15 protein-coding genes are annotated in these 14883 nt (G+C 69.5%); 7 read left to right on the forward strand and 8 right to left on the reverse strand.

Going from position 1 to position 14883, the window contains the following annotated elements; all coding sequences use genetic code 11:
• Nucleotides 1–12 precede the first annotated feature (12 nt).
• The 5 genes from V7Q42_RS06750 to rbsK all read left to right on the forward strand — a co-directional run bounded on the left by V7Q42_RS06750 (nt 13) and on the right by rbsK (nt 4352).
• Nucleotides 13–1785, forward strand: coding sequence for a sensor histidine kinase (locus V7Q42_RS06750; RefSeq protein WP_333823199.1), 1773 nt, complete (start codon nt 13–15; stop codon nt 1783–1785).
• Nucleotides 1778–2242 carry an HPr kinase/phosphorylase gene (locus tag V7Q42_RS06755; protein WP_333823137.1) on the forward strand — a complete coding sequence of 155 codons (465 nt, stop codon included), beginning with the start codon at nt 1778–1780 and terminating at the stop codon, nt 2240–2242. Before V7Q42_RS06750 ends, V7Q42_RS06755 begins: the two co-directional genes overlap by 8 nt.
• A gap of 139 nt (nt 2243–2381) precedes the next feature.
• Complete coding sequence (locus V7Q42_RS06760) at nt 2382–2780, forward strand: PTS sugar transporter subunit IIA (protein WP_333823138.1); 399 nt, start codon at nt 2382–2384, stop codon at nt 2778–2780.
• A 56-nt stretch (nt 2781–2836) separates the two neighbouring features.
• A complete protein-coding gene (locus V7Q42_RS06765; protein ID WP_333823139.1) occupies nt 2837–3124 on the forward strand; it encodes an HPr family phosphocarrier protein in 288 nt (95 codons plus the stop codon).
• A 304-nt stretch (nt 3125–3428) separates the two neighbouring features.
• A complete protein-coding gene (rbsK, locus tag V7Q42_RS06770; RefSeq protein WP_333823140.1) occupies nt 3429–4352 on the forward strand; it encodes a ribokinase in 924 nt (307 codons plus the stop codon).
• 35 nt (nt 4353–4387) lie between these two features.
• On the opposite strand, the gene V7Q42_RS06775 is transcribed toward rbsK, so the two are convergent.
• Nucleotides 4388–4807, reverse strand: a complete 420-nt coding sequence (locus tag V7Q42_RS06775; protein ID WP_333823141.1) for a hypothetical protein — start codon at nt 4805–4807, stop codon at nt 4388–4390.
• Nucleotides 4808–5050: 243 nt separating this feature from the next.
• Here V7Q42_RS06775 and V7Q42_RS06780 point away from each other — a divergent pair, with 243 nt between their 5' ends.
• Both V7Q42_RS06780 and V7Q42_RS06785 read left to right on the forward strand, forming a co-directional pair.
• On the forward strand, nt 5051–5470 hold the full coding sequence (locus V7Q42_RS06780; RefSeq protein ID WP_333823142.1) for a universal stress protein: 420 nt from the start codon (nt 5051–5053) through the stop codon (nt 5468–5470).
• A 70-nt stretch (nt 5471–5540) separates the two neighbouring features.
• The gene (locus V7Q42_RS06785; RefSeq protein WP_333823143.1) at nt 5541–6494 is read left to right on the forward strand and encodes a sodium:calcium antiporter; all 954 of its coding nucleotides are present in this window, start codon (nt 5541–5543) and stop codon (nt 6492–6494) included.
• 148 nt (nt 6495–6642) lie between these two features.
• Here V7Q42_RS06785 and V7Q42_RS06790 read toward each other — a convergent pair whose 3' ends face one another.
• The 7 genes from V7Q42_RS06790 to V7Q42_RS06820 form a co-directional block, all read right to left on the reverse strand.
• Nucleotides 6643–7404, reverse strand: coding sequence for an ion channel (locus tag V7Q42_RS06790; RefSeq protein WP_333823144.1), 762 nt, complete (start codon nt 7402–7404; stop codon nt 6643–6645).
• Between the two features lie 197 nt (nt 7405–7601).
• Nucleotides 7602–9167 carry an alkyl hydroperoxide reductase subunit F gene (gene ahpF, locus V7Q42_RS06795; protein WP_333823145.1) on the reverse strand — a complete coding sequence of 522 codons (1566 nt, stop codon included), beginning with the start codon at nt 9165–9167 and terminating at the stop codon, nt 7602–7604.
• A 146-nt stretch (nt 9168–9313) separates the two neighbouring features.
• On the reverse strand, nt 9314–9877 hold the full coding sequence (gene ahpC, locus V7Q42_RS06800) for an alkyl hydroperoxide reductase subunit C (protein WP_333823146.1): 564 nt from the start codon (nt 9875–9877) through the stop codon (nt 9314–9316).
• Nucleotides 9878–10145: 268 nt separating this feature from the next.
• The gene (locus V7Q42_RS06805) at nt 10146–10532 is read right to left on the reverse strand and encodes a hypothetical protein (protein WP_333823148.1); all 387 of its coding nucleotides are present in this window, start codon (nt 10530–10532) and stop codon (nt 10146–10148) included.
• 433 nt (nt 10533–10965) lie between these two features.
• Nucleotides 10966–12144, reverse strand: coding sequence for an amidohydrolase family protein (locus V7Q42_RS06810; RefSeq protein WP_333823150.1), 1179 nt, complete (start codon nt 12142–12144; stop codon nt 10966–10968).
• A gap of 4 nt (nt 12145–12148) precedes the next feature.
• Entirely contained in the window at nt 12149–13039 is an 891-nt protein-coding gene (locus V7Q42_RS06815; RefSeq protein WP_333823151.1) for a dihydropteroate synthase, read from the reverse strand.
• Entirely contained in the window at nt 13036–14877 is a 1842-nt protein-coding gene (locus V7Q42_RS06820) for an ASKHA domain-containing protein (RefSeq protein WP_333823153.1), read from the reverse strand. Before V7Q42_RS06820 ends, V7Q42_RS06815 begins: the two co-directional genes overlap by 4 nt.
• Nucleotides 14878–14883 lie beyond the last annotated feature (6 nt).

Here is a 14883-nt window from a genome sequence, read left to right on the forward strand (position 1 = left end):
GACGAGACGCCGATGACCGCCGAGCGCCGCCGTTTCCCACGGAGGCTGCGCGGAGCGCGGCTCGTGGGACGGCGCATCGCCCGCGCCGTCGGCGCCACCGCCTTCTCCTCGCTGACCCGCCGCATCGCCCTCGTCAATCTGCTCGGCCTCGTCATCCTCCTCGCCTCGATCCTCTATCTCGACCGCTTCCGTGCCGGCCTCATCGACGCCCGCGTCGAGAGCCTCGAGACCCAGGGCGAGATCATCTCCGCCGCCATCGCCGCCTCGACCCAGAGCGACACCGGCGTCGGCGCCATCGATCTAGAAGCGCTGCTGAAGCAGGAGATCGGCGAGGAGAAGCCGCGGCCGGAGGAGAAGCCGGAGCCCGCCGACGAGTTCTCGCTCGAATTCCCCATCGATCCGATGCGGGTCGCGCCGATCCTTCGCCGTCTCGTCTCTCCCGCCAAGACGCCGGCGCGGGTCTGGGACCGCGACGGCTTCCTGGTGATCGACAGCCGCAATCTCTATCGCCGCGGCGATTTCGGGCCGGACGCCGCCACCAGGACGCCGACGACCGAAGATCCCGGCATCTTCCATCGGGCGATCGAGACCGTGTCGCGTTGGCTGCGCGGCGGCCAGGACCTGCCGGTCTATCGCGAGCTCGGCTTCGCCTCCGGCAAGGACTATCCGGAAGTGGCCGCGGCGCTGGCCGGCGACACCATGCCGATCGTCCGCGTCACCCGGCAGGGGGCGATGATCGTCACCGTGGCGGTGCCGATCCATCGCGGCCGTACCATTCTCGGCGCGCTGCAGCTCTCCACCCAGGCCGGCGACATCGACGGCATCGTCCGTGCCGAGCGCATGGCGATCATCCGCGTCTTTCTCGTCGCCTCCGGCGTCATCATCGCGTTGTCGATCCTGCTCGCCGGCACCATCGCCGCGCCGTTGCGCCGCCTCGCCGCCGCCGCCGATCGGGTGCGCCGCTCGGCCAAGGCGCGCGAGGAGATCCCCGACTTCCCCGATCGCACCGACGAGATCGGCCATCTGTCGCGGGCGCTGCGCGACATGACCAGCGCTCTCTACAATCGCCTCGAGGCGATCGAGAGTTTCGCCGCCGACGTGGCGCACGAGTTGAAGAACCCGCTGACGTCGTTGCGCAGTGCGGTCGAGACGCTGCCGCTCGCCCGCAACGAGGCCTCGCGCGGCCGCCTCATGGAGGTGATCCAGCACGACGTGAAGCGGCTCGATCGCCTCATCACCGACATCTCCGACGCCTCGCGTCTCGATGCCGAGTTGGCGCGTCAGGAGGCGGCTCCGGTCGACGTGCGCGCCCTCCTCTCCGCGGTGGCGTCGCTGCAGAACGACCTCGCCTCCGACCGCGGCCAGAAGGTCGGATTGACGATCGACCCGCCGGGGGCCCCCGGCCTCGCCTTCGTCGTCATGGGCCACGACAGCCGCCTCGGTCAGGTCTTCACCAACCTCGTCGACAACGCCCGCTCCTTCTCGCCCGACGGCGGCGAGGTGCGGATCTCGTTGACCTCGACCGACGGTCGGGTCGAGGTGGTGGTCGACGACGACGGCCCCGGCATCCGCGCCGAGAAGGTCGACCGCATCTTCGAGCGCTTCTACACCGACCGCCCCGAGGGCGAGAGCTTCGGCAACAACTCCGGCCTCGGTCTCGCCATCTCCCGCCAGATCGTCGAGGCCCATCGCGGCACGATCACCGCCGAGAATCGCCTGCGCGACGACGGCTCCCTCGCCGGCGCCCGTTTCGTCGTGTCGCTGCCGGGAGGCGAAGTTGGCTGAGGGCTTCGCCACCCATCACGCCACCGCGATCCTGTGGGGCGCGCGGGCCATTCTGTTGCGCGGCGCCTCCGGGTCGGGCAAGTCGCGTCTGGCGCTCGAACTTCTCGCCGAGGCGCGCCGTCTCGCCGTCCACGCCGCACTGATCGGCGACGACCGGCTGGTGCTCCAGGCGGCGTCGGGCCGCCTCGTCGCCCGTGCCGTCGACCCGCTCGCCGGGCTGATCGAGGCGCGCGGCCTCGGCATCGTCGACATCCCCCACGAACCGGCCGGCGTCGTCGGGCTCGTCGTCGATCTGGTGCGCGAATGCCCGGAGCGCCTGCCCGACCGCGTCGGGGGCGATCTCGAGACGGAGATCGCCGACGTGTCGCTGCCGCGTCTGGCGCTGTGGACCGAGGACGCCTCGCCGGTCGTGCGCATTCTCGCGACCCTCGCGACGACTGACGGAATGGCGCAGTGAATTCCCCCTCGGTTCGAATTTGCCACTTGAACTTCGCCGCGGACCCGACCATTTTTCGACGTCTGCCGAGGAAGCGGGGCGAGGTCGCCACCGTGGCGTGGCCCCGAGGGGCGGTGCGTCCTCGTCGAGGGAGCTGTTGATGATCGGTCTCGTCCTCGTGACTCACGGGGATCTCGCCAAGGAGTTCGTCAAGGCGCTCGAGCACGTCGTGGGTCCGCAGGACAGAGTCGCGACGATCTGCATCGGGCCGGAAGACGACATGGAGCAGCGCCGTCAGGACATCCTCGATGCGGTGAGGTCGGTCGACGACGGGACCGGCGTGGCCATCCTGACCGACATGTTCGGCGGCACGCCGTCCAACCTCGCCATATCCGTGATGAACGGCGGGTCGATCGAAGTCGTGGCGGGGATGAACCTGCCGCTCCTGGTCAAGCTCGCCAAGGTGCGCTGCGAGCGCGGTCTCGTCGACGCGGTTGTCGAGGCCAAAGAGGCCGGTCGCAAGTACATCAACGTCGCCAGCCAGGTGTTGCAGGGCTGAGGCGGCGGCAACACGCTGAAATCGTGGGCCCACGGGCCCGTCATCGGGGGAACGGAATGAGCGGGGAAGCGACGGGGGACATCGCACGCGAACTCGCCATCACCAACAAGCGCGGCCTGCACGCCCGCGCCTCCGCCAAATTCGTCCACACCGTCGAGCAGTTCGACGCCGAGATCGAGGTGTCGAAGGACAACCAGACGGTCGGCGGCCTGTCGATCATGGGCCTGATGATGCTCGCCGCCTCGATCGGCACCTCGATCCGCGTCGTCGCCCGCGGCCCCCAGGCGCACGAAGCCCTGACCGCCATCACCCACCTCGTCGAGAACAAGTTCTTCGAGGAGTGAGCAACGGTCCCGGCCGGAGGCCGGGACGAAAAGCCCCGGTGGGGCTTTTCGAGTTGTGAACGCCCCGAGCCACGCGAGGGGCTGGGGCGAAGGTCCGGTGGATCTTCGCGAGCGACGAACGCCCGGAGCGCGAGCGGAGGGCAGGGGCGGTCCCGGCCGGAGGCGTCGACGAAAACGTGCGGTGGACGTTTTCGAGGGGCGAAGGTCCCGCGCCATGCGAGGGGCAGCCGCGTCGATCTTCGCGTATGCTGCGCGCCGCGCGCCGCGTCGCCCCCGCTTCGTCTCCTTCGAGGAGAGACCTCCCATGCCGCCCCGCATCGCCGTCGTCGGATCGACCAACATCGACCTCGTCACCTACGTCACCCGCATGCCGATGCCGGGCGAGACCATCGAGGCCCCCGATTTCCGCATCGGCTGCGGCGGCAAGGGGGCGAATCAGGCGGTCGCCGCGGCGCTGCTCGGGGCCGAGGTGGTGATGGTGTCGAAGGTCGGCGACGACGCCTTCGCCGAGACCTCGCTCGCCAACTTCCGCCGCTTCGGCATCGACACGCGCCACGTCGGCCGCGTTCCCGGCGTCTCGTCGGGCGTGGCGCCGATCTTCGTCGAGCCGTCGGGGGAGAACTCGATCCTCGTCGTCAAGGGCGCCAACGCCCGGCTGCTGCCGGCCGACGTCGACGCGGCGGCGGCGGATCTCGAGACCTGCGATCTGATCCTGCTGCAGCTCGAGATCCCGCTCGAGACCGTCCACCACGCCATCCGCTTCGCCCGCGCCCGCGGCATCGAGACGGTGCTCAATCCGGCCCCCGCGGTGCCGCTCGATCTCGACCTCGTCGGCGCCGTCACCTTCCTCGTGCCCAACCGTAGCGAACTGGCGCTCCTGACCGGTCTGCCGGTCGAGGACGAGCCGCAGGCGATCGCCGCGGCGCGCGTCCTCGTCGAGCGGGGCGTCCGCACCGTGATCGTCACCCTCGGCGCCGACGGCGCCCTGGCGGTCGACGCCGCCGGGGTCTTCCGGGTCGCGCCGGTCGCCGTCGCACCGCGCGACACCACCGGCGCCGGCGACGCCTTCATCGGCGCCTTCGCCCGCTTCTGGGCCGAGAGCCGCGACGCCGCCGCCGCCCTCGCCGAAGCCGCGCTCTATGCCGCCGATTCGGTGACGAAGCCCGGCACCCAGTCGTCCTACGCGAGCGCCGCCGACTTCGCCGCGGCGAAGGCCGCGCGGCGCTGAGGGGCGCAACACGCCGGGGATCCGTGTGGGCCGGTTCAGCCGAGGGCGCAGGCGACCTTGCCGCGGCGGGCATGGTCGCGCTTCTCGCCGGTCCGCAGCCGATACCGTCCGGCGTAGTCCGTCTCGGTCCGGCGGCGCGTCACGATCACCAGGTCGGTGTCGTATCCGTCGCCTTCGGCGAAGACGTGGAACCGCAGGCGCAGTTCGTCGCCCTCGATCCAGGTGGCGACCAGATGGTCGGCCTCGAGGACGATCGTCCGGCCCGCGCGCCGCAGCCGCAACTCGCCCCGGGTGCCGGAGACCGACGTCGCCTCGTGGCCGACGGTCGCCATGACGTGGAAGGTCACGACCGGATCCTCGATGTCGCAGGTCAGTGTCGCCGTCGCCCGAGCCGGCTGGGCGGCGAGGGACGCCATCGCCGCGATCGCGAAAGCCCCTCCTCGAACGGTCGCCATGTCGTTTCCCCTCTCCCCGACGCGGATCCGTCGCACGCCGCACCATCCGCCCGGACGGCTCGTCCCGCGGTTCTCAGCATGCCGTGGTCGGCGTCGCGCCGGAAGTGCGGCGACGCCCCTCGCGCGTGGCGCCTGTGGGTCTCCCGTTCTTGGCGGCGCGATGCCGAGCCGTTAGGATGACGACGGAGACCCGCCGGTCGTTGCCGGCCAGCGGGCCTCGCCGTCGGAAACGGAGGTGTCGCCATGATGAAAGTCCTCGTCGCCGTCGACGGCTCGTCCCATGCCGACAAGGCCGTCGATCACGTGATCCGGCTGGCGAGCGAGCTGCGCTCGATCGAGGTGTTGCTGGTCAACGTCCAGCCCGACCCGGAGTTCCGCACCCTCGCGATGTATCGCGAGGAGATGCTCGCCGAGCTGCGCGAAAACGGTGAAGCCGCGCTCGCCGGTGCCCGCGACCGCTTCCGCGCCGCCGGCGTGTCGGCCCGCGAACGCCTCGAGATCGGTGACCCGCCGCACATGATCGCCGATATCGCCGCCGCGGAAAACGTCGACCTCGTCGTCCTCGGCACCATGGGCCTGGGCTCGGCCGCCGGTCTCCTGTTGTGCACGGTCGCCATGAAGGTGCTGCATCTCGTCGAGGTGCCGGTGACGCTGGTCAGATGAGCCCGCGGGGCCGCGCGGCTCCGCGCCACCGAGAGCCCGCCGCAGCGGAGCGGGCGGAACGGATCGAGACATGCTCGAGACGTCCATCGAAGTCGCGGCGGTGGTGGCCGCCGTCCTTCTCGCCGCGATCGGCGGCGAACTGTTCCTGACCGGCGTGCTCGGGACGGCGAAGACGCTGCGCCTGCCGCGTGGCCTCGTCGCCACCACACTCGGCGCCGCCGCCACCTCGGCACCGGAACTCTTCGTCTCGGTCGTCGCCGCCGGTTCCGGCCGGCCGGAGATCGGCCTCGGCGACACACTCGGCAGCAACGTCGTCAACATCGCCCTGGTGCTCGGTCTCGTGCTCCTCCACCGCTCGGTCACGGCCGGAACGACCGAGCGCACCACCGCAGCCGCGGCGCTGATCGCCCCCTTCGTGCTCTTCGTCCTCCTTCTCGACGGTCGTCTCGAACGCTGGGAGGGCGGGTTGCTCCTCGCCCTCTTCGTCGCCTGGGCGATCGTCGGTTTCCACACCGGCCGCCGGCGTCACACCGCCGAGGTCGAGGAGATGGCGGCCCTGCCGCGCCGCTCGATGGGCATGGCGGCGGCCTATCTCGCCGTGGGCGTGATGATGTTGGTCGGCGCCGGCCGCCTCTTCGTCTTCGGCGCCGTCGGGCTCGCCACCCGCTTCGGCATCGACGACTACGTCATCGGCGCCACCGTGGTGGCGATCGGCACGTCGCTGCCGGAGCTGACCACCGTCGTCGCCTCGCGCCGCCGCGGCCACGACGACATCGGCCTCGGTACGCTCCTCGGCAGCAATCTCTTCAACGGCCTCGCCATCGTCGGCGTCGCCGCGACGATCACGCCGATCGTCGTGCCGGTCGCCGAGGTCGGCATCGCTCTCGCCTTCGGCTGGGTGAGCATGATCCTCGTCCTGCCGCGTGGGCGGGTGGTGCCGAGGAGCCGCGGCGCGCTGCTGCTCGCCGTCTATGTCGCCTATGTGCTGGCCACCCTCGCCGTCACCATCGCCGAGGCGGTGTGATACCATCGGTCATCGAAAATGGCCGATGGCATTCTTGGCGCGATTTTCTCGCGCCACCGATGCGGATGAGAAATTCGCGCGTCTTCAGAAGGCCGGGCGCTTCGACGCCTTCCGCCTCCGGTGTGACCGAACCGGCCTCCGACGGGGATCAAACCGCCCCTTCGTCGGCGATGTTCAGGATCTCGCCGCAGGCCTTGCAGTGAACGGCGTCGTGATCGTGGCGGGTGAGGCCGCAGCGCGGGCAGCGGTGCTCGACCTTCGGCGGCCGGAGCATCACCTGGACGAGACGCAGGAAGAACGACACGCCGAAGATCATGATCACCACCGAGATCATCCGCCCGCCCCGGCCGTCGAGCGTGATGTCGCCGAAACCGGTGGTCGTCAGCGTCGTCACCGTGAAGTAGAGCGCATCGGCATAGTCGTTGATCTTGTCGTTGGCGTAGTGCTGGGTCTCGTAGACGATCGCCGTCATGACGAAGATGAAGACCGCGAGGTTCACCGCGGCGGTGATCGTCTGCTCGTTGCGCCGGAAGAAGACGAAGTCCTGCCGGAGCCGCCGCATCGTCTGGTAGGAGCGCAGCAGCCGCAACATGCGGGCGACCCGCAGGAAGGCGAAGCCTTCGCCGACCACCGGCGCCAGCAGCGAGCCGATCACCACGATGTCGGCGATACCGAGAGGGTGGACGAGATCGGCGAGGCGATGGCGGCTGATCCACAGCCGCGCGGCGAAGTCGACGACCAGCACGATGCCGATCACCGCGTCGATCGCCTCGATCGCGAACGAATGGTCGGTGAAGGACGAGCCGACGAGGAAGAGGATGGTGACCACGTCGAAGGCCAGGAGCCCGTAGCGGAATCGGACCGCGTCGCGGCTCTCGCCCTCGTAGAGTTTCCTGACCCTGGCCTTCATGCCCGTTCTTTCCCCGCGGTCCTGCCGATCGGTCTCTCCCGACTTCTAGAGCATGTCGCCGATGAACTGAACCACCGCGCCGGGTCGATCATCGACCGCCGGCGGGGTCGGTCGTCCGAAGCCGTCGGCAGGGGGCGAGAAACGAAGACGGGCGGGCCCCGTCGGACCCGCCCGTCGATCGCGTTCGTCGTTCCGTCTCACGCCGGCGCGGAGGTGCGGATCAGGTGGTCGAAGGCCGACAGCGCCGCGGTGGCGCCGGCGCCCATGGCGATGATGATCTGCTTGTAGGGCACGGTGGTCGCGTCGCCGGCGGCGAAGACGCCGGGCACCGAGGTCGCGCCGCGGGCGTCGATCTCGATCTCCTTGCGGTTGGAGAGCCTGACCGCCCCTTCCAGCCACTCGCTGTTGGGCAGGAGACCGATCTGCACGAAGATGCCTTCGAGGTCGACCGCGTGGATCGAACCGTCGACTCGGTTCTCGTACCTGAGGCCGGTGACCTTGTCGCCGTCGCCGACGACCTCGGTGGTCAGCGCCGAGACGTGGATGGTGACGTTCGGCATCGAACGCAGCTTCTTCTGCAGCACCTCGTCGGCCCGGAGCTTCGAATCGAACTCGATCAGCGTGACGTGGGCGACGATGCCGGCGAGATCGATCGCCGCTTCGACGCCGGAGTTGCCGCCGCCGATCACCGCGACGCGCTTGCCCTTGAAGAGGGGACCGTCGCAGTGCGGGCAGAAGCACACGCCCTTGGCCTTGTACTCCTGCTCGCCCGGCACCCCCATCTCGCGCCAGCGCGCGCCGGTCGACAGGATCACCGACTTGGCCTTGAGCGAGGCGCCGGAGGCGAGTTCCACCTCGATCGGGTCGTTCGCGGAAGCCCCCGCCTTGAGGCCGGTCGCCCGCTGCAGCTTCATCACGTCGACCGAATAGTCGGCGACGTGCGCCTCGAGCGCCGCCGCGAGCTTCGGCCCTTCGGTGTGCGGCACCGAGACGAAGTTTTCGATCGACATGGTGTCGAGCACCTGGCCGCCGAATCGCTCGGCGACGACACCGGTGCGGATGCCCTTGCGCGCCGCATAGATCGCCGCCGCCGCGCCGGCCGGTCCGCCGCCGACGACGAGCACGTCGAAGACGTCCTTCTCGGCGATCGCCGCCGCCGCCCGCTCGGCCGCGCCGGTGTCGAGTTTGGCGAGGATCTCCTCCAGCCCCATGCGGCCCTGGCCGAAGACGGCGCCGGCGAGATGCACGGTCGGCACCGCCATGATCTTTTCGCGCTCCACCTCCGCCTGGAACAACGCGCCGTCGACCATGGTGTGGCGGACGTTCGGGTTGAGCGCCGCCAGCAGGTTCAGCGACTGCACCACTTCCGGGCAGTTCTGGCAGGAGAGCGAGATGTAGGTGACGAAGTCGAACGACCCCTGGAGCGCCTTGGCGCCAGCGATCACTTCGTCGGAGACCTTGGGCGGATAGCCCGAGGCCTGCAGCAGGGCGAGCACCAGCGAGGTGAACTCGTGACCCATCGGCAGGCCGGCGAAGGCGATACGCGGCGTCTCGCCGGTGCGACCGATGGTGAAGGACGGCTTGCGGGCGTCGCTGCCGTCGAACCGCGCGGTGATGCGCGAAGACGTCGAGGCGATGTCCTCGATCAACGTCCGCATCTCGGTGGAGGCGGGCGTTTCGTCGAGCGAAGCCACGAGTTCGATGGGCGAGACCAGACGCTCCATGTAGGCGCGCAGTTGTTCCTTGATGCCGGCGTCGAGCATGGCATGCCTCCGAAGACGGTGATGATTGCGAGGAGGATACGCCGGGGATCGGGAACCGTCCGGCGTCTCGTCGTCGCAATCGCCGAGGGCGATGGGATCGAGAGGGGGGCGTCCGGAGCCCGAAGGCTCCGGACGCGAAAGATCGATCAGATCTTGCCGACGAGGTCGAGCGACGGAGCGAGGGTCTTCTCGCCCGGGGTCCACTTGGCCGGGCAGACCTCGCCCGGATGCGAGGCGACGTACTGCGCCGCCTGCACCTTGCGCAGCAGCTCCTTGGCGTCGCGGCCGATGCCGAGGTCGTGGATCTCGGCGACCTTGATCACGCCCTCCGGATCGCAGACGAAGGTGCCGCGCAGCGCCAGACCCTCTTCCTCGATCATCACGTCGAAGGCGCGCGTGATGGCGCCGGTCGGGTCGCCGATCATCGGGTAGTTGATCTTCTTGATGGTCTCGGAGGCGTCGGCCCAGGCCTTGTGCACGAAGTGCGTGTCGGTGGAGACCGAATAGCACTCGACGCCGAGCTTCTGGAACTCCGGATAGAGGTCGGCGAGGTCGCCGAGCTCGGTCGGGCAGACGAAGGTGAAGTCGGCCGGATAGAAGAAGAAGATCGACCACTTGCCCTTGACGGCGGCGTCGGTCACCTCGACGAACTTGCCGTTGTGATAGGCCTGGGCCTTGAAGGGCTTGATGGTGGTGTTGATCAGAGACATGGAACAGCTCCCGCTGGTTGGTCGATGATGCCTGCTTCCTGGCGGTCCCCGCACCGTCGCCGAGGCGGCGGTCTCTCCGGCGGTCGTCGATTCGAACCCTCGGTCCGAAGTCGCTCTCCCGCGGAGCGGACGGTTCGAAGAACCGCGAACCTCCTCGCCCCGCGAAGCCCTCGCCTCTCGGGACGAGGGCAAGCTAACGCGGGGCAGGACATCGTTCAAATAGATTGTCCCTGTTTTTTCGATCGGTGAGACCGATCGAAAAAACAGATCATCGGCGATGGCGATCGAGGTTCAGATTGAACTGGGTGCAACTCGACGTGTAGAGCCCGCCGGTGTGCATGCTGGCACCGAAGCGGCCGACGAAACCGTTGCGGTAGTCGACGCCGCAGGCCGCCGGGCTGGGTGCGGAGAAGAGCGTGACGACGCCGGATTTCGGCGCGCGGCCGCGGATCATCCGCTCGACCCGAACATGGATGACCGCCGCCTTGTGGCCGGCGAGGTCGATGCCGGGACGCTGATCGACCACATGGCCCTCGAAGAGCACCTCGACCCGCGCCGCCACCCGTTTCGGGTTGGGCGGACCGCAGGAGCAGGCGAGCGCCGGCGTGGCGGCGAGAAGCAGGGCGATGGTGAGTGGGAACAGGATACGGGTCATGCGAGAGCCTCCCGTCTCCGGCGGCCTCGCGTCCTCACGACGCCGTCACGAAGCGGAAACATGGACCCTACACACGCTGCGGGCAATCGGGATGTTTCCCAGCGCGGCGACGCGTCGCCGCGCCACCTTCTCGAACCCTGCGGCGACGCGTCGCCGCGCCCCTCCACCGAACCCTGCGGCGACGCGTCGTCTCACCGACCGGATGAAATTCCGACTCGTATCGACGTAGAATTTTCGAAGACGCTCGCATCCGGTCCTCTCCCCCTTTGTGGGGGAGAGACAGAGAGAGGGGTCACGAAGGCTCTTCGGGCGCCGAATTGGCCGATCGACCGCATACCCCTCTCCCTCCTCCACGAGGGGGGAGGGGACGTCGGAGCACCGACCTTCGAAACAGATGCGCCTCCCGAAGGGGCGGAACTTCATACGGCGGGTTTCACACCGCGATCCGCGCGACCTCGCCGCGCAGCGCCGCCGCATCGTGGTAGGGCGATTCGGTGAGGGCCACGAGGTTCGCCACCCGTCCCGGTGAGATCGTCGCCGGATCGAGCCCCCACGCTCGCCGCGGCCGCGACGTGGCCGAGATCAGAGCCGAGGTCATCGACAGGCCGGCGTCGAGGAAATGGAAGATCTCGTCGACGAGCCCGGTGCCGTGCGGCACGCCCGGGCTTCCCGCGTCCGAGCCGGCGACCAGCGGCACGCCGAGCCGGTCGGCGAGGCCGACGTGTTCGAGGTGACCGTCGAGGATGCGCCGGAGGTTGCCGATCGTCGCCGCGCTCCAGCCGGCGAGCTCCGGCCGAGCCCACTGGAAATGCACCGGCGAGAAGGTCGGAACCCAGGCGATGCGCTTCTCCGCCATGCGTACCAGGATGTCGCGGGTCATGAAGAAGCCGTGCTCGATCGAGTCGATTTCCGCCTCGACCGCCACCTCGAGCCCGTCGAGGCCCGAACAGTGGGCGAAGGTCTTCCGGCCCGCCCGATGGGCGACGTCGACGATCGCCCGCAGCTCCTCGACCGAGAACTGCGGCTCGCCCTTCACGCCGCCGGCGTCGAAATCGATGATGCCGGTGAGGATCACCTTGACGTCGTCGGCGTGTACCACCATCGCCTGAATGGTCTCGGTCGGGTCGATGCCTTCGCCGACGTCGCGCGCCATGAAGCCGCCGTAGCGCTTCGGCCGCTTCACCCCGAGGCCGGGCGAGCGCAGCCGGACCGGCGCGGTCGGATCGGCGGCGGTCTCGGCGCGCATGCGATCGTTGACACCGAACCGGTCGCCGGCATCGCGCACCAGCGTCACCCCGGCCGCCGCCGATCGCGCGAGGTTCGCCCGGGCCGTCGCGCACATCGTGTCGAAATCGGCCTTGAGGTACTCGTTGCGCTTGGCGAAATCGAGTTCGCCACCGTCGAGGAAGATGTGGGCGTGGGCCTCGACGAGCCCCGGCATGACGAAGGCGGCCTCGACGTCCGGCCGCACCTCCGGCGAGGCGGGGCCGACGGCGACGATGCGGCCCGCTTCGACGACGATGTCGCTCGGGCCGAGATGCGCCGGGTGATGGCGATCGCCGTCGAAGAAGGCGGCGGCACGGACGATGGTGCGGGACCTCGAACCGGTCATGGCCTCATGCCTTGTAGAACTTGCGCACCGCGCGCAGCGCGTTGGAGCCCGACTGCTCGAGGAAGTTGCGATAGGCGGCGAGCACGTAGCTGTCCTCGGGGAGCGGATGATACGCCCGCCACGGCGTGCCGAGTACCGTGTCGAAGCCGTGCGGCACCGCCAGTGTCAGAAAGGCGCATTCGAGCGCGTGCTTGAGATCGGAGCCGTCGACCGCCTTGGGCGGCATCTGCTGGCCGATGTTGGAGAGCCCGCCCATCATGTGGATGCCCTTCAGCTCCGGATCGGCGCCGATCGCCTTCACCGCGTCGAGGGTGGCGCGATTGAGCCCGGTGGTGTCGGCGATGATCGCCGAGACCGACATGTCGACGAAGATGTCGTCGAGGTTCATGCCGTACTCGCCGACGAGTCGCAGTGCCCCGCGCTTGGCGGTGCCGTGGATCTCCTCGGCCGTCTTGTTGCCTTTGGCGACGCCGTCCTCGACCCGCTCCGACGCCATCAGGATGACCTTGAACGGCCCATGGCTGGCGTAGAGGTCCATCAGGTCCCAGCGGTGCTCGGTGATCGAATTGACGATCGGCATCGCGCCGCCGGCTTTGGCCCGGTCGTAGGCGTTCAGACACACCTCCTGCACCGCCTTCGACGGGAAGTCGAAGGAGATCGGCACGCTCACCACTTCCTGGATCGCCCGGATCACTTCGGCCATGAAGCCGGTGTCGGTCAGGGCGCGGGCGCCGATGTTGACGTTGAGATAGGCCGCACCCGCCTCGGCCTGCTTCACCGCCAGCGCCTGGATGCCGGGAAGATCGCTCTCGTCGAACAGCCGCTTGGTGCTCTTGAAGCCCGGATTGATCCGCTCGCCGATGATGCGGATGTCGAAGCCCTTGCCCTCGGTCATGATTTCCCCCCGTGGCCCCTGTGTGCGAAGCCGATGTTGTGCATGAAGCGTTTCTGAAAGTCGGCGGCCGACGACAGCTCGACGTAGCGGCAGCGCCGCGCCAGATCGGCGGCGATGCGTCGTTCGTCGGCCGAGGTGAGCATGCGCGCCACCCCGACCCCGGCGGCGTTGCCGACCGCCCGGATCCGCTCGCGCGGGATGTCCGGGAAGAGGCCGATCTCGATCGCCGATTCGACGTCGACATGCGCCCCGAAGGCGCCGGCGACGACGAAGCGGTCGACCGCCTCGATGGCGATGCCGGCGTCGCGCAGCAACAGCTCGACGCCGGTCATGATCGCCGCCTTGGCGAGCTGTACGGCGCGCACGTCGGCTTGCGTGAAGAACACATGCGGGGCCGCCACCGCCATCGGCTTGCCGTCGTCGTCGGCCTCCGTGTCCGGGTGGCCGCCGTGCAGCCGGCCGCGTACGTCGACGATGCCGGCGCGGCGCAGGCTCGCCAGCATGTCGATGACGCCGGAACCGCAGAGCCCGACCGGGGTCTTGCCTCCGATGGTGGCGATGGTCAGTCGACCGTCCGCGAGCCCGACCCGCTCGATCGCCCCTTCCGCCGCGCGCATGCCGGAGGCGATGTGGCCACCCTCCAGCGCCGGCCCCGACGGGCACGAGGCGGAGCGGATGACCCCGTCGTGGACGAGGCTGATCTCGGTGTTGGTGCCGATGTCCATGACGATGGTGGTGCCGTCGCGCTCCCACACCGGGCGTGCGGCGAGCATGGCGGTGACGTGATCGGACCCGACGAAGCCACCGATGTTCGCCGCCACGTGGACCGTCGCACCGCCCGCGAAGGGTAGGGGGAAGTCGGCCGCCGGCACGTCGATCGCGTCGCGCAACGCCGCCACGAAGGGCGAGCGGCCGAGCTGGCGCACCGGCAGTCCGAGCAGCAGGTGCTGCATCGCCGTGTTGCCGCATGCCGTCGCCTCGACGATGTCGCCCGCCGTCGCACCGACCGCATGGGTGAGGTCGTGGGCGAGCGCCGCGATCGCGGTGACCGCGGCGGCGCGCAACTCGGCGACCTGCGCCGGCCCGCCGATGGCGTGATTGACCCGGGCGACGAGATCGGCGCCCCAGGCGACCTGCGGGTTCTCGAGCCCGAGCCGGGCCAGTTGGGTCCCCGTTTCGAGGTCGACCAGATGCCCGACCACGTTGGTGGTGCCGAGATCGACGGCGAGGCCGAGGAGCGGCCGGCCCGGTGGGCGCACCAGCGCGATGCGTCGATCGCGAACGATCGCATCGACCGTCCAGTCGTGGCGGCGCAGCAGATCCGGCAGGTCGCGCAGGGCGGGAAGGTCGATACCCGAGACGTCGCTGCCGGCCGCAGCGACCAGTCGTTCGCCGTCGGCGCGGTTGTCGGCGAGGCTCGGCGGCGGCACGGTGAGGGTGAGACGTCGCAGCGTCGGGGCGAGCGGCAACGGCTCGGACGGCCCGCCGTGATGGACGTCGGCGCGCACGATCGGCGCCAGCGACCGCGGCGCCACCTGGATGGTGCAGTCGCTCTTCGGCGTCACCTTGCAGGCGCGCACCCATTTGCGCCGGGTCTTCGCCGTGCCCTCGATGTCGGCGCCGACCACCCAGTCCTCGCCCTCGCCATGGCGGAAGGCGCCTTCGCCGACCCGGATTGTGCAGGCCCCGCAGGTGCCGCGCCCACCGCAGGCGCCGACGATCCTCAGCCCCTGGCGTCGCGCCGCCTGGAACACCGTTTCGTCGGACCGGCAGGCGATCTCGCGATCGAGATCGGGAAACGTCAGTCGGTATTCGTGGGGCGGATGAGGAATGGTCATGTCCGC

It is taken from the genome of Pinisolibacter sp., assembly GCF_036782435.1.
Lineage (GTDB): Bacteria > Pseudomonadota > Alphaproteobacteria > Rhizobiales > Ancalomicrobiaceae > CALBKH01.

Excerpts from the sequence above, each read along its gene's own strand:
- V7Q42_RS06775 (WP_333823141.1), bottom strand. The coding sequence starts at position 4,807 with ATGGCGACCGTTCGAGGAGGGGCTTTCGCGATCGCGGCGATGGCGTCC.
- V7Q42_RS06765 (WP_333823139.1), top strand. The coding sequence starts at position 2,837 with ATGAGCGGGGAAGCGACGGGGGACATCGCACGCGAACTCGCCATCACC.
- V7Q42_RS06805 (WP_333823148.1), bottom strand. The coding sequence starts at position 10,532 with ATGACCCGTATCCTGTTCCCACTCACCATCGCCCTGCTTCTCGCCGCC.
- ahpF (WP_333823145.1), bottom strand. The coding sequence starts at position 9,167 with ATGCTCGACGCCGGCATCAAGGAACAACTGCGCGCCTACATGGAGCGT.
- ahpC (WP_333823146.1), bottom strand. The coding sequence starts at position 9,877 with ATGTCTCTGATCAACACCACCATCAAGCCCTTCAAGGCCCAGGCCTAT.
- rbsK (WP_333823140.1), top strand. The coding sequence starts at position 3,429 with ATGCCGCCCCGCATCGCCGTCGTCGGATCGACCAACATCGACCTCGTC.
- V7Q42_RS06760 (WP_333823138.1), top strand. The coding sequence starts at position 2,382 with ATGATCGGTCTCGTCCTCGTGACTCACGGGGATCTCGCCAAGGAGTTC.
- V7Q42_RS06820 (WP_333823153.1), bottom strand. The coding sequence starts at position 14,877 with ATGACCATTCCTCATCCGCCCCACGAATACCGACTGACGTTTCCCGAT.
- V7Q42_RS06780 (WP_333823142.1), top strand. The coding sequence starts at position 5,051 with ATGATGAAAGTCCTCGTCGCCGTCGACGGCTCGTCCCATGCCGACAAG.
- V7Q42_RS06815 (WP_333823151.1), bottom strand. The coding sequence starts at position 13,039 with ATGACCGAGGGCAAGGGCTTCGACATCCGCATCATCGGCGAGCGGATC.
- V7Q42_RS06790 (WP_333823144.1), bottom strand. The coding sequence starts at position 7,404 with ATGAAGGCCAGGGTCAGGAAACTCTACGAGGGCGAGAGCCGCGACGCG.
- V7Q42_RS06785 (WP_333823143.1), top strand. The coding sequence starts at position 5,541 with ATGCTCGAGACGTCCATCGAAGTCGCGGCGGTGGTGGCCGCCGTCCTT.
- V7Q42_RS06810 (WP_333823150.1), bottom strand. The coding sequence starts at position 12,144 with ATGACCGGTTCGAGGTCCCGCACCATCGTCCGTGCCGCCGCCTTCTTC.
- V7Q42_RS06750 (WP_333823199.1), top strand. The coding sequence starts at position 13 with ATGACCGCCGAGCGCCGCCGTTTCCCACGGAGGCTGCGCGGAGCGCGG.